At 64.6% G+C, this 14,491-nt stretch carries 9 protein-coding genes; 3 read left to right on the plus strand and 6 right to left on the minus strand.

Features of this window, described 5'->3' with window-relative positions:
* Nucleotides 1-82: 82 nt before the first annotated feature.
* The 3 genes from MJ8_RS30760 to MJ8_RS30770 form a co-directional block, all read right to left on the minus strand.
* Nucleotides 83-1,462: an MFS transporter gene (locus MJ8_RS30760; RefSeq protein WP_201412283.1), complete on the minus strand. Its 1,380-nt coding sequence runs from the start codon at nt 1,460-1,462 to the stop codon at nt 83-85.
* Between the two features lie 325 nt (nt 1,463-1,787).
* Nucleotides 1,788-2,726: an IS110 family transposase gene (locus MJ8_RS30765; RefSeq protein ID WP_201412284.1), complete on the minus strand. Its 939-nt coding sequence runs from the start codon at nt 2,724-2,726 to the stop codon at nt 1,788-1,790.
* A 323-nt stretch (nt 2,727-3,049) separates the two neighbouring features.
* Nucleotides 3,050-7,822: an NAD-glutamate dehydrogenase gene (locus MJ8_RS30770; RefSeq protein WP_201412285.1), complete on the minus strand. Its 4,773-nt coding sequence runs from the start codon at nt 7,820-7,822 to the stop codon at nt 3,050-3,052.
* A 128-nt stretch (nt 7,823-7,950) separates the two neighbouring features.
* On the opposite strand from MJ8_RS30770, the gene MJ8_RS30775 reads away from it, so the two are divergent.
* Nucleotides 7,951-8,514: a peroxidase-related enzyme gene (locus tag MJ8_RS30775; protein ID WP_201412286.1), complete on the plus strand. Its 564-nt coding sequence runs from the start codon at nt 7,951-7,953 to the stop codon at nt 8,512-8,514.
* Nucleotides 8,515-8,535: 21 nt separating this feature from the next.
* On the opposite strand, the gene MJ8_RS30780 is transcribed toward MJ8_RS30775, so the two are convergent.
* Nucleotides 8,536-9,147: a LysE family translocator gene (locus MJ8_RS30780; protein WP_201412287.1), complete on the minus strand. Its 612-nt coding sequence runs from the start codon at nt 9,145-9,147 to the stop codon at nt 8,536-8,538.
* Between the two features lie 427 nt (nt 9,148-9,574).
* Here MJ8_RS30780 and MJ8_RS30785 point away from each other — a divergent pair, with 427 nt between their 5' ends.
* Entirely contained in the window at nt 9,575-10,198 is a 624-nt protein-coding gene (locus MJ8_RS30785; protein ID WP_201412288.1) for a DUF1062 domain-containing protein, read from the plus strand.
* A gap of 50 nt (nt 10,199-10,248) precedes the next feature.
* On the opposite strand, the gene typA is transcribed toward MJ8_RS30785, so the two are convergent.
* Nucleotides 10,249-12,078, minus strand: coding sequence for a translational GTPase TypA (gene typA, locus MJ8_RS30790; RefSeq protein WP_201412289.1), 1,830 nt, complete (start codon nt 12,076-12,078; stop codon nt 10,249-10,251).
* 215 nt (nt 12,079-12,293) lie between these two features.
* Between typA and MJ8_RS30795 the strand changes: the two genes are divergently transcribed.
* Nucleotides 12,294-12,563, plus strand: coding sequence for a hypothetical protein (locus MJ8_RS30795; protein WP_225248083.1), 270 nt, complete (start codon nt 12,294-12,296; stop codon nt 12,561-12,563).
* A 227-nt stretch (nt 12,564-12,790) separates the two neighbouring features.
* Here MJ8_RS30795 and MJ8_RS30800 read toward each other — a convergent pair whose 3' ends face one another.
* Nucleotides 12,791-14,365: an alkaline phosphatase D family protein gene (locus MJ8_RS30800; RefSeq protein WP_201412291.1), complete on the minus strand. Its 1,575-nt coding sequence runs from the start codon at nt 14,363-14,365 to the stop codon at nt 12,791-12,793.
* Nucleotides 14,366-14,491: the final 126 nt, after the last annotated feature.

Below are 14,491 nucleotides of genomic sequence, written 5' to 3' on the forward strand. Positions count from 1 at the left end.
CGCCAAGCTGGAACACCCCTCATCCGTCTCGGCGCTGCGCGCCGAGCCACCTTCTCCCACAAGGGGAGAAGGAAACGCCGCGCTACCCCTTCGGCTTGTCCGCTGGATAGGGCGTCCCCGCCAGGATCGCCATGCCGATGCCGAGGAACAGGATGATCGCCGCCATACCGAGCCGCGGCGAATCGCTCATGGTGGTGATGCTCGCCACCATGAACGGCGCCAGGAAGCTGGTCGCCCGGCCGGCCAGCGCGTAGATGCCGAAATAGCGGCCCGACTCGGCGGCGGTCACGCTGCGCGCCATGTAGGAGCGCGACGAGGCCTGCACCGGGCCGAAGGCAAGGCCGATCAGCAGCCCATAGAGGATGTAGGCTTTTTCAGCAGCGGTGCCGAACAGGCCGCCGGAATCGGTTGTCGGCAGCGGGATCAGGCCGAGCAGCGTGAAACCCGGCCCGGTCGAGACGACGCCGATGGTGGCGACCGACAGCATCACCAGCGAAATCATCACCACCGCCTTGGAGCCGAGCGCGGTATCCAGCCGCGCCGCGATCCAGCAGCCGAAGATGGCGACGATGTTGAGGATGATGCCGAACAGGCCGATTTCGGTGATCGACCAATGGAACATGCCGGCCGCGAAGGTGCCGCCGAGCGCCAGCAGCGCGTTGACGCCGTCCTGATAGATCATGCGGGCCAGGAGGAAGCGCAGGATGCCGCTGCGCTGGCGGACCTCGGCAAGCGTCGACTTCAGCTCCGACAGGCCCTCGCGCACCGCCGGCCCGATCGGGATTCCCTTGGTGGCGTCGGGCGTGAAGAAGAACATCGGCAGGATGAACAGGAAATACCAGCCCGCCGACATCGGCCCGGTGAAACGCGCGTCCTCGCCCAGCTTCGGGTCGAGCCCGAACAGCGGGTCGAGGCCGATGAGCGTCTTGCCGGTTTCGAGATTGCCGGCGAGGAACAGCACCACGAAGATCAACGCCACCATGCCGCCGAGATAACCGAGCCCCCAGGCGACGTTGGAGATCCGGCCGATCTCTTCCTTCGGCACCAGCCGCGGCATCATGGAATCGTTGAACACGGTCGAGAACTCGGCCGCCACCGAGGCCAGCGAGAACAACAGCACGACCAGGAAGAGGTTCGAGCCGGGCGCGGCGAACCACAGCAAGGTGAGGCTGGCGATCTTGATCGTCGCGAAGAAGGCGATCCACGGCTTGCGAGGACCGGTCTGGTCGGCGATCGAGCCGAGCACCGGCGACAGCACCGCGATGACCAGGCCGGCCGCGGCGATGCCGTAGCCCCAGGCCGCCTGCCCGGCGGTCGGGTCGCTCGCCATACGCGAGACGAAATAGGGCCCGAAGATGAAGGTGGTGACGACGGTGAAGAAAGGCTGCGCCGCCCAGTCGAAGAACATCCATCCCCAGATGCCGCGCCCCGATGCCCGCTGCACTGTCTCTACTGCCGCCATGCTTTCTCCCCTGGCATCGCTCGCGCCGGGCGCCATGTCTGCATGTTTTCAGGCAGCGATGCAAATGAACAAGCGCCGCCGGTTCGCCTGGGTTCCTCGCCCCACGCAATGGCTAGGGGTGCACACATCTTCTGTGACTGGCGCTGACTGACCGGGCTTCGGCTAGATTGCCATGTGGTTCCCCCAATCCGTCGCTGCTTCGCAGCGCCACCTTTCCCCCCTCCGGAGGGAAAGGAAGGGCGCCTTGCTGGACGAGCGTTGACGGCAAAAGGCTTGGCGCCTTTCCTCTCCCCCGTCGATCGGGGGAGAGCGACTATCTGGCGTGTCAAGTTGCATTTGCGAACTCGGTTCTCGCGTCGCGTGCTTTTGCGTTGAGGATGACGAGAAGTTTTCTGGCGAGTGCGATGCGGATGAGCATTTTGGGCTTTCCCGCCTGCTGCAACCGTTGAGCGAACGCTTTGAGATGCGGATCGAACTTGGCGACGATGGCCGCGACGACAAAGAGGATGCCACGCGGTCCGGCTCGTCCGCCGCGCACATGCCTGTTGCCGGCGCGCCTGCCGCTGTCGTTGGCGATAGGGGCGAGGCCCGCCAGCTTGGTGATGGCCTTGTTGGAGATGAGGCCGATCTCGGGCAGCTCGGCCATCAGGCGGGCAACAGTGCGGCCAGCCACACCCTTGAGCGAACGAAAGGCCGACCCCAGCTTGGCCCACAGTGGATCGTCGTCGATCATCGAGGCGATCTCGCCTTCCAGACGCCGCTCTTCGCGCTTGAGGAAGGCCAGCATGGCCTCGATGCTGGCGCATACCTCGGCATCGCGTGCGGCGCTTTTGCGCTGTTTGTTGATGGTGGCATCGCCGACAACCTGGCAAAGCCGCCCAACCAGCGCAGCAAGGCGCTGCTGGGAATTACTGGGCGGTGGGGTCGGAGCCGTCTTCTTGACTGCGCCATAATGGGCAATGACAGCAGCGTCGATCCGGTCGGTCTTCTCCAGATAGCCCATCGCCTCGGCAAAGCGCCGCACGCTTCTGGCATTGACCAGGGCGCATGGCATGCCGTGCGCCCACAAAAGCATGAAGCCAAGCCGCTCATAGCCGCCCGATGCCTCCATCACCGCAACGGCCGCGCCGTGGCTGCGACAGAACAGCCAAAGAGCTGCGATCCCCGTTGCATCGTTGGCGAAGCGCTCTATCGCCCCACTCGGCCAGACATGCGCGTCCAGCCAATCCTTGGAAACATCAACTCCACAAATGATCCTGTTCACGGTAACCTGCCTTGTACGTACGGTTGGAACCAAGCGACTGTTCGGTCGTGCGTGACGAAGGCGAAGATCCCAAGCTCTCCCGCGGCTGTAACCTCAGGTGGTACGGGCGACTTCGCCAAGCCAAGGTCCGGCTGGCCGGCCGGACCTTGGCTCAACCGCTTCAATCCCACGAAATCTCTCTCGTGTAGATACAAGGTGGCTCGGCGAAGCCGAGACGGAGTGGGGGTCGACCAGCGCTGCATTAGGCAATCCACGCGCCAAGCTGCCATGCACGCTATCGTCAAACACCAGCCGCTTTGGCTGGGGCGAGGAACCAGCCTTGCTCACATCCCCGTCAGGTCGCTCATCAGGCCGGACGCCACCGAGAGCCGCGACACAGTGATGTCGCCGCCTTCGGTGAGCGCCTGCAGCCGCTCGCGGATGCGCGCGACGCGCTCGCCGCCGGCTTCGAGCCAGGCCGCGACCGGATCCGCTGCCGTCCCGTGCGCGGTCAGCGCCGCCACCGCGATGCCGCGGCGCGCCACGCCGATCGTGTCGGCCGCGCGCGACAGCGCCAGCTGGTCGTAATAGTCCGGCGGCATGATCGAGCGCGCCGCTTCCTCGACGCGCGGGATGCGGAAGGCGTCGCTGACTGCGAAGAAGGCCTTGGCCGCGCTGACGATGTCGGCATTGGCGGTGCGCGCGGCAAGCGCGATGTCCGGGATCAGTTCGGCCACCTCGGTCAGGGCGAGCTGACCGGCGAGCTTTTCCGGTGCGCCTCCCTTGAACAGGCCGTGCCGCCGCTCCTCGATGCGCTCGCGCGAGAAGGCCGGCAGCAGCGACACCAGCTTCGGCTCGAGCGCCTTGCGGGCTTCCTGCAATTCGGCGATGCGCTGGCCGAGCGGCGCGGAGCTCGCTTCATTCTTCAGATACCAGCCGCTGGTCATGAAGATAAGCCGGCTAACCGACTGGTAAAGATCGAGCTGGATCTGGCCGTCGATCTGGTTGTCGAGCGCGTCGATCTCGCGATAGAGCGCCGGCAGCGCGAAGCCGTCGCGCACCACGGTGAAGGTGCGCACGACATCGGCCGCCGTACGGCCCGTCGATTCCTGAAGCCGGTTGACGAAGGACGGACCGCCGCGATTGACGAGGTCGTTGGCGACGACGCGGGCGATGATCTCGCGGCGCAGCCGGTGGTCGCGGATCTCGCCGGCGAATTTCTTGGCCATGCGCTCCGGGAAATAGGCCATCAGGTCGCGGTCGAAATGCGGATCGTCCGGCACGTCGCTGGCGACGATGTCGGAGAACAGCACGATCTTGGCATAGGCTAGCAACACGCCGAGCTCGGCCCTGGTCAGCGGCTCGCCGCGCGCCTCGCGTTCGGCGAGCGCCGCCGGCGAAGGCAGCGTTTCGACCGCCCGGTCGAGCAGGCCGCGCGCCTCCAGCGCCGTCATGAAACGCGCCTGGTGCGCGATGTCGGCCAGCCCCCGCTTGCGCGCGAGCGACAGCGCCAGCGTCTGCTGGTAGTTGTTGGAGAGCACCAGCGCGCTCACCTCGTCGGTCATTTCGGCCAGCAGCTTGTTGCGCGCCGGCCGCGCCAGCGAACCCTTGCGCATGGCCGACGCCAGCGCGATCTTGATGTTGACCTCGACGTCGGAGCAGTTGACGCCGCCCGAATTGTCGATGGCGTCGGAATTGCAGCGGCCGCCGTTCATGCCGAACTCGATGCGCGCCCGCTGCGTGACGCCGAGATTGGCGCCCTCGCCGATGACCTTCGCACGGACATCGAGCGCGGTGACGCGGATGGCGTCGTTGGCACGGTCGCCGACATCCTGATTGCTTTCGCCGGAAGCCCGCACATAGGTGCCGATGCCGCCGAACCACAGAAGGTCGACCGGCGCCTTGAGGATGGCATTCATGATCTCGACCGGCGTCGCCGTCGTCTTGGCGAGCCCGATCGCGGCAGCGGCCGCCGCCGGCAGCGTGATCGATTTCTGGTTGCGCGAGACGATGACGCCGCCTTCCGACAGCTTCGACTTGTCATAATCCTGCCAGGACGAGCGCGGCAGCGCGAACATGCGCTGGCGCTCGGCCATCGACGCCGCCATGTCGGGATCGGGGTCGATGAAGATGTCGCGATGGTCGAAGGCGGCGATCAGCCTGGTCTGCGGCGACAACAGCATGCCGTTGCCGAAGACGTCGCCCGACATGTCGCCGACGCCGACGACGGTGAAGGGCGAGGTCTGGATATCGCGGTTCATCTCGCGGAAATGCCGCTTCACCGCTTCCCAGGCACCCTTGGCGGTGATGCCCATCTTCTTGTGGTCGTAGCCCGCCGAACCGCCGCTGGCGAAGGCGTCGTCCAACCAGAAATGGTGCTTCTCGGAAATCGCGTTGGCGGTGTCGGAGAAGGTCGCGGTGCCTTTGTCGGCGGCCACGACGAAATAGGGATCGTCGGTATCGCGCCGCACCACGCCGGCCGGCGGGATGACGCCGTCGACGCCGATATTGTCGGTGATCGAAAGCAGGCTGGAGACGAAATTCTTGTAGGCCGACGTGCCGGCCTCGAAGATGGCGTCGCGCCCGGCGCTCATCGGCAGCTTCTTGGGGTAGAAACCGCCCTTGGCGCCGACCGGCACGATGACCGCGTTCTTGACCTGCTGCGCCTTGACCAGTCCCAGCACCTCCGTGCGATAGTCCTGGGCGCGGTCCGACCAGCGCAGCCCCCCGCGCGCCACCGGGCCGAAGCGCAGATGCACGCCCTCGACCTCCGAGCCGTAGACGAAGATCTCGCGCCAGGGCCGTGGCGCCGGCAGTCCTTCGACCGCCTGCGAGTCGAGCTTGATCGCCAGCGACTGCCCCTTCGCTTTCGTATCGGCCACGAAATGATTGGTGCGGAGCGAGGCTTCGATCAGGTTGAGATAACGGCGGATGATGGTGTCGTCATCGATATTGGGCACCTCCTCCAGCGCATCCTTGATCTTGGCCTTGAGGTGCTTGGCGGCGACCGCGCCGTCGCCCTCCGCCGTCGGCCCGAGCCGGGCGACGAACAGTTCATGCAGGCCCCGCGCGATCTCCGGATAGCGATTGAGCGCGGCGGCGATGAAATCCTGGCTCTGCGGAATGCCGGCCTGCTGCAGGTAGCGGCCATAGGCACGCAGGATGGTGATCTCGCCCGACCACAGGCCGGCGGTCTGCGCCAGGCCGTTATAGCCGTCATTGTCGACATCCCCGCGCCAGACCGACAGGAACGCGTCCTCGAACAGCGCTCCGCCATCGGTAAGATCGATCGGTTTTCCGTAGCTGTTCTCCAGTTCCATGTCGTGGATGAAGACCTTGCTCGCGGGATCGTCGCCGACCTCGAAGGTGCGCTCGCTGATGACGCGGAAGCCGATATTCTCCAGCACCGGCACGCGCCGCGACAGCGCCACCGGGCTGCCGAAATGGTAGATCTTCAAAGCCGCCTGGTGCGGCTTCTGGTCGGCATGGCGGTAGTAATCGATAGCGATCGGGTTGTCGGCGCCGATCCTGGCGATGCGCCCGGCATCGGCAAGCGCCACAGCGGCGGAGAAGGTATCGCGATAGCTTTCGGGGAACCGCGCCGCGATCGCCTTCAGCGCCGGATCGCTGCCGGCCGCCTCGGCGGCTTCGGACAGCGCATCCTCCCAGGTCCGAACGATGTCGCGGATCGCCGCCTCGATCGTCGACTGCTCGACCTTCGGCGTCTTGCCGCCGGAACGGCCGATGATGAAATGCACGCGCGCCAGCCCGCCTTCCGGGAAGGCCGGGTAATAGGCCGACAGCCGGCCCTCGAACACGGTCTTGAGATACGCGCCGATCTTCTCGCGCACGACGCTGTCATAGCGGTCGCGCGGCACGAAGACGAGGATCGAGACGAAACGGTCGAACTGGTCGGCGCGCACCAGCGCCCTGACGCGCGGCCGCTCGATGAGCCCAAGGATGGCGGTGGCATGTTTGCGCAGGATGGGCACGGGAACCTGGAAGAGCTCGTCGCGCGGATAGCTCTCCAGCACGTTGATCAGCGCCTTGCCCGAATGGTCGTTCGGATTGAAGCCGGACTTGGCGATGATGGTCTCCGCCTTCGAGCGCAGATAGGGGATCTTCATCACCGAGCGCGTGTAGGCGGTCGAGGTGAACAGGCCGACGATGCGCAATTCGCCCGCCAGCGCGCCTTTGGACGTGTAGGTCTTGACGCCGATGTAGTCGAGATAGATGCGCCGATGCACCGACGACTTGGCGTTGGCCTTGGTGACGATCAGCGGCTCCGGCCCATGCAGGAAGGCGCGGATCTCCGGCGTCGTCGTCACCGCCTCGGTGCCGCGTCTCAGCACCAGCACATCGGGATCGGACAGGATACCGAGGCCGGGCTTCTCGGCGCGCTCGAGATTGCCGCTTTCCTCGCCGCCGATATATTTGAACTCGCGCATGCCGAGGAAGGTGAAGTTGTCGTCGCGCAGCCATTCGAGAAAGGCGATCGCCTCGGCGACGCTCTTCTTGTCGAGCGGCACGGCCGAATAGCGGAATTCGGAAATCGCCTGGTCGAGGCGGGCGAGCATGCGCTTCCAGTCGACGACGGCGGCGCGGACCTGCGAAAGCGTCTTGCGCAGCCGCTCGGTGAGGTTCTTCGACTGGTCGGCGCTCAGCCGCGGGATATGCACATGGACGACGCTCAGCCGGTCGTGCTCGTCATCCTCCTTGCCGCCATCGCCAAGCATCTCGACCACGCCGTTCTTGCCGTGGCGTACGGTCACGATAGGATGGGTGACCAGCGTCGGCTCGCCGCTGATCTCGGTGATCTCGCCGAGGATGGAATCGAACAGGAACGGCATGTTGTCGTTGACGACGGTGATGACCGTGACCGGCCGGCCGCCGCAGGCAACGCCCGAATCCGCCTCGACAGCGACGACGCTTTCGCCCTTCCTGTGCCTGGCGACCGCTTGGGCGGCGAGTTCGCCGGCGCGCTCCAGATCGGCCGCGTCATAGGCCGCGACGTCCTCGGCGGGCGCCCGCGCCAGCAAATGGTCGACAAGCCTTGCCGATTTCTCCTCCGCTTTCGCGACGGCTTTTTTCTTCGGCTTGGATTTAACGCTGGCCATGACGCTTAGTCCCTCCCGTCGTATGCTTTTGCGGCTATCGTAGCAGATGACCGCCGTTTCGCGACAAAGGTTTGACGACGCATTAAAAAATTCGAACCGATGCCGTCGCCTTGCAGGGAGAACGACCCATGACTGACAGGATTACCGCGCTTGACCTTGTCCAGGCGGAGCTCAGCGAAGCGACGAAAGCCTATTTCGACAAATGCCGGGAGAAGCTCGGCCTCGTGCCCAACGTGCTTCTCGCCTACGCCTTCGACGAGAAGAAGCTGCGCGCCTTCACAGACATGTACAACGACCTGATGCTGGGCGAGTCCGGCCTGTCGAAGCTGGAGCGCGAGATGATCGCCGTGGTCGTATCCTCGATCAACCACTGCTTCTACTGCCTGACCGCCCATGGCGCGGCGGTGCGCCAGCTGTCGGGCGAGCCGGCGCTGGGCGAGATGATGGTGATGAATTTCCGCGCCGCCGACCTGTCGGACCGCCAGCGCGTCATGCTGGAATTCGCGGTCAAGCTGACCGAAGAGCCGGCTAAAATCGTCGAGGCCGACCGCGCCGCTTTGCGCCAGGCCGGCTTTTCGGATCGCGACATCTGGGACATCGCCTCGACCGCCGCCTTCTTCAACATGTCGAACCGCGTGGCCGCCGCGGTCGACATGCGGCCCAACCCCGAATATCACGCCATGGCGCGGTAGGCTTCGCCTGGAAAGCCTGGGTCAGCGCGCCGCGATTGCAGCGGCGGCGCCCGCCATCGTCGTGGCGCTGACGCGGTTGGCGATCTTCATGGCGCGCTTGCTCTTGAGCAGCCGGCGTGCCTGCGAAGCGGCCAGCACCCAGGCAAGGTCGATGACCACCAGGACCACGGCCATGGTCAGCGTCAGCTCGACCCAGCCGACAACGCTGACCGAGGCAAGGTCGATGATGGTGGGCAGCAGCGCCAGATAGAACATCATGATCTTGGGATTGCCTAATGTCACCGCCATGCCGGCAAAGAACAGTTTCAGGGCCGAATCCTCGCGCGGCATCTCGCCTTCCTTGGCCTCGACCGGCGCCATCCACATCTTGAACGCCAGGTACGCAAGGTAGGCCACGCCAATCCACTTCACGACGACGAAGGCGTAGTGGAAGGTCTGCGCCACCACGGCCAGCCCGAACACGGCCAGCGACAGCCAGATAGCCTCGCCGATCCACATCGCCAGCAGGAACGGGAAGACATCGCGAAACCCTTTCGAGATCACCCGCGCCACCAGCGCTGCGATCGACGGACCGGGCGAGCCGGCGGCGACGAAAAGAGCGGCGGCGAAGATCAGCAGCGAGGCAAGATGCATGGGGGCGCTCCTGTGGTATAGAAAGAAAAGATAGCCGATCGGATTGGATTTGGCACGCCCCAGCAGACGCGAGTGTTGAGCAAGGAGACAATAGCTGCCAACGCCGGCTATTGCTGCTCTTGCCGCCCCCTTCAGCCTTAGCTAGAAGACCCGCCCGACATCATTTTCGAGCATCACTTTGCCTCAATAACCGCCGGTCTCGTCAACTCCCCGGAATGCACCGCAGGCGCAGCCACTGGCACGTCTGCTCAACCTCATGTGTTCTTCAGGCGGCGGTTCGAGACCGGTTTGGCATTGCTGAGCTGCTGTCGTGCGCATGCCGCACCGACGCCTGTACCACCAACGCAGTGTTTCGCCACGCCGTGCCCGCACGGGCAACTCGACATCGCCGGCCTGACGGACTTCCCAACGGGAAGGGCCTACCGGCATGTCTACCTTGCGCGTCCGCTGGACGATCGAGCCCGCAATTGCGCCACGACCTCTCATCAACTGCAACCGCTGCGGCGGCGTGAAACCTTATCGATGCGGCGAAAAATTCCGCGTCAACGCCAACGGCAAGCGCATCGACATTTGGCTGATCTATCGTTGCGTCGACTGTGACAATTCCTGGAACCGAACGATCCTGGAGCGCTGCAACCGGCGCGACATCGAGCCGGCGCTGCTTGCGACGTTCGAAGGCAACGAGCCGGCGCTGGTGCGACGCCATGCGTTTGATGCCGTGGCGCTCAAGGGCCGGATCGGCCGGATCGAGGAATTTCCCGACGTCACAGTCCGAAAAGATTTGCCGGACGGCAGGCCGGCAAGTGCGACGGCACTTTCGCTTGAACTTCGGCTCGACGCCGTGACATCCCTGCGGCTGGATCGCCTGCTTGCCGGTGAGCTCGCCCTTTCGCGATCAAGGCTTCAAGCCTTGGACGAACGAAGGCGACTGACCGTCGAACCTGACGGCGCCAGGGCCTTGCGCAAGCCGGTTCGCGATGGCTTGGCGGTGCGCATCGATCTCAACGGCGAAGCTGACTGCAACAATATCCTGTCGGCCGCGTACCGCTGAAACGAAAAGAGGGAGCGGATGCTCCCTCTTTGAACCCCTGGCCGGAAACCCTACGCCGCGCCCATCACCTTGGCGGCCTTCTCGAAACGCTTGCGTTCGTTCGGGTCGAGATAGAGCTTCCTGAGCCGGATGGTCTTCGGCGTCACCTCGACCAGCTCGTCGTCCTGGATCCAGGCCAGCGCCCGCTCCAGCGTCATGCGGATCGGCGGGGTCAGCTTCACCGCCTCGTCCTTGCCGGCGGCGCGGATGTTGGTGAGCTTCTTGCCCTTGAGCACGTTCACCTCCAGGTCGTTGTCTCTGGAGTGGATGCCGATGATCATGCCCTGATAGACCTTGACGCCCGGATCGATGATCATCGGGCCGCGGTCTTCCAGGTTCCACATGGCGTAGGCGACGGATTCGCCCTGCTCGTTGGAGATCAGCACGCCATTGGTGCGGCCCGGCAACTCGCCCTTGTAAGGCTCATAGGCGAAGAACAGCCGGTTCATCACCGCGGTGCCGCGCGTGTCGGTCAACAGCTCCGACTGGTAGCCGATCAGGCCGCGCGTCGGCGCATGGAAGACAAGACGTTGGCGGTTGCCGCCGGAAGGACGCAGCTCGACCATCTCGGCCTTGCGCTCCGACATCTTCTGCACGACGACGCCGGCATGCTCCTCGTCGACGTCGATGACGACCTCCTCGACCGGCTCGAGCAGCTGGCCGTCCTCGCCCTTCTGCATGACGACGCGCGGACGCGAAACGGCAAGCTCGAAACCCTCGCGGCGCATCGTCTCGATCAGCACCGCGAGCTGCAATTCGCCGCGGCCGGACACGAAGAACGAGTCTTTTTCCGCCGATTCCTCGATCTTCAGCGCGACATTGCCTTCGGCCTCGCGCAGCAGGCGGTCGCGGATGACGCGGCTGGTCACCTTGTCGCCCTCGGTGCCGGCAAGCGGGCTGTCATTGACGAGGAAGGACATGGTGACCGTCGGCGGGTCGATCGGCTGCGCATGCAGCGGCTCGTTCACCGCCGGGTCGCAGAACGTGTCGGCGACGGTGCCCTTCGACAGGCCGGCGATGGCGACGATGTCTCCCGCCTGTGCTTCCTCGATCGGCTGGCGCTCGAGGCCGCGGAAGGCGAGGATTTTCGAGATGCGCCCGGCCTCGATCTGCGTGCCGTCGTGATGCAGGACCTTGACCGCCTGGTTGGGCTTCAGCGTGCCGGATTCGATACGGCCGGTGATGATGCGGCCGAGGAACGGGTTGGCCTCGAGAATGGTGCCGATCATGCGGAACGGGCCGGGATGGACCGTCGGCGCCGGCACATGCCTGACCACGAGGTCGAACAGCGGCGCGAGACCCTGGTCCTTCGGACCTTCTGGATTTTCCGACACCCAGCCATCCCGGCCCGAACCGTAGAGGATCGGGAAATCGAGCTGCTCGTCGGTGGCGTCGAGCGCGGCGAAGAGGTCGAACACCTCGTTCACCACCTCGACATGGCGGGCATCCGGACGGTCGATCTTGTTGATGACGACGATGGGGCGCAGGCCCACTTTCAGTGCCTTGCCGACGACGAACTTGGTCTGCGGCATCGGGCCTTCGGCGGCGTCGACGAGCACGATCGCGGAATCCACCATCGACAGGATGCGTTCCACCTCGCCGCCGAAATCGGCGTGTCCGGGCGTGTCGACGATGTTGATGCGGGTGCCCTTCCAGTCGACCGAGGTCGCCTTGGCCAAGATGGTGATGCCGCGCTCTTTTTCGAGGTCGTTGGAATCCATGGCGCGCTCGGCGACGCGCTGGTTGTCGCGGAAGGCGCCGGACTGTTTCAGGAGCTGGTCGACAAGCGTGGTTTTGCCATGGTCGACGTGCGCGATGATCGCGATGTTGCGGAGGTTCATTTTGTCTGGTCTCGGGAACGTTGCAGGCAGCAGGCTTAAGAAGCGTCGCCTTTTTCGGTTGCGCGGCTCATACAGGGTTTTTCGCAATTGCGAAAGGGGAGGCCCTTCCCCAAATACATGGTCACTGATTCTTAAACGTCTTGGTGTGAAATGATTCTGTTAACCAAGGCGGAACCTTTGAGGGGCCGGGCAGTTCGATGTTCATGACCGATCAGATGTCCAGATTGCGTCCGGTTTTGGCGTGGGCGGCGCTTGGGTTGCTGCTTGCGGCCGGTGTTGCGCAATCGGCGACGGCTCTGCGGGAGAGCGGTTCCATCCAGCCGCCCGACGCCAGGACCGCGCAGCAGATGTTCGCCGACGCGCCCGACGGCGTCGACCCGATCGTCACCGGCCCGGTCAGCGCCGCCTTCAAGCAGCGCCAGAAGGACGCCAATTGCGACACGGCGGTCTGGCCGAACGTTCCGCGGGCTTGTTACCCGGATTGACGCCCGCAATAACGCGGCAAACGTAGCGATCCTTCACGCCCCCCTCTGCCCTGCCGGGCATCTCCCCCACATGGGGGGAGATTGGCTGTCATGCTTGCTTTCGCCAATCGCCGACCTTGCAAAAGGAGCGAGGCGCCGAAACTGCTGATCTCCCCCCAAGTGGGGGAGATGGCCGGCAGGCCAGAGGGGGGCGCTGTCCCGCCAACCTTGCCGATTTCTCGATCACCTCAAGCCGACCGCACCGGATCCAACGTCACCTTGTAAAGCTCATTGTCGTCGCGATCCATCAGCCGCACCGTGAGCTGCTCGGTCGCGCCGGAAATGTCGACCAGCCCGAAGAACTGCAGGCCGGCCGACGGCGGCAGGTTCTGACCCTGCTCGGCGGTCGGCGCCTTGATGAACTTCAGCTCGGGCCCAAAGGTCATGTCGAGGTCGTTGGGGCCGAACGTGCCGGCATGGATCGGGCCTGAGACGAATTCCCAGAACGGGTTGAAATCCTGGAACTGCGCCTTGTCGGGATTGTAGTAATGCGCCGCAGTGTAATGCACGTCGGCGGTGAGCCAAACCGTGTTGGTGATGCCGGCATTCTTGATGAAGCGCAGCACATCGGCGAATTCAAGCTCGCGGCCCTTCGGCTTGCCGTTGTCGTTGTTCGACACCGCCTCGAAGCCGACCTTCTTTGCCGCGTCGTCCCAGACGACCAGGCTGAGCGGCATATCGGCGGCGATGATCTTCCAGGTCGCCCTGGAATTGGCCAGCTCGCGCTTCAGCCATTTGGACTGCTCCTCGCCGATCATGCGCGACTTCGGCGTCAGCGTTTCGTCCAGATTGGCGCCGTTGGGGCCGCGATAGGAGCGCATGTCGAGGAAGAACACGTCGAGCAGCGGCCCGTGTGAGATCTTGCGGTAGACGCGGCCCGGCTCGGCCGGCTCGTAGCGGATGGTGGTCATCTCATGGAAAGCGCGCGCGGCGCGTGCCGCCAGCACATGGATGGATTTCTCTTTGTACCGGTCGTCCTTGCTGAGGTCCTTCGAGTCCGACCAGTTGTTCAGCACCTCGTGGTCGTCCCACTGGTAGAAGGTCGGGCAGATGGCGGAGAGGGCAAGCACATGCTTGTCCATCATGTTGTACTTCCACTGGTCGCGGTATTCGTCCAGCGTCTCGGCGACCTTGCGCTTGCCGTCGAGCATGACGACGTTCTTCCACTTGCCGCCGCCGGGCAGGTCGACCTCGTCCTTCAGCGCGCCGTCGGCATAGATCGTATCGCCCGAATGCAGGAAGAAGTCCGGCGTGTGCTTGGCGATGGTCGAGTAGGTCTTCATGCCGGTCTCGTCGATGCCCCAGCCCTGGCCGGCGGTATCGCCCGACCAGGCGAAGCGCACGTCGCGCTTCGACGACGGCGCGGTGCGGAAGCGGCCGACGATCGGCTCGGAGACGGCATTGATGTCGGAGAGGTCGGCGGCAGTCATGCGGTAGAAGATGTCCTGGTCCGAGGCGAGATCGGTCAGCAGCCGCTTCACCGTATAGTCGCTGGCCGGCGAGGTATCGAGCGGAGCCAGCCGCGTGGCATTGGCGAAGCTTTCGGTGGTCGACACTTCATACATCACGCGCGCGGGCCTGTCGGTGCGGGTCCACACCATGCCGGACGTCGCGTCGACGTCGCCGGACTGGACGCCATGCGTGAAGGCTGGGCGCTGATTGGCGCGGGAATAATAGGGCAGCGCCAGACCGGAGGCGCCGACAAGGCCGAAGGCGCTGGCCGAGGTGACGAAAGCGCGGCGGGTCAATGAGAGCTTGTTCATGGCTGTCTCCGGATGGCGTTGAACGGGACCGCCAAGCTCTCGCCTCAATGTTTCAGGCGCATATCGGAACCATGAAGTTTTGATAACAGTGCAGCGCTTTCCTTCTCCCCTTGTGGGAGAAGGTGG

The organism is Mesorhizobium sp. J8, from assembly GCF_016591715.1.
Classification (GTDB): Bacteria; Pseudomonadota; Alphaproteobacteria; order Rhizobiales; family Rhizobiaceae; genus Mesorhizobium.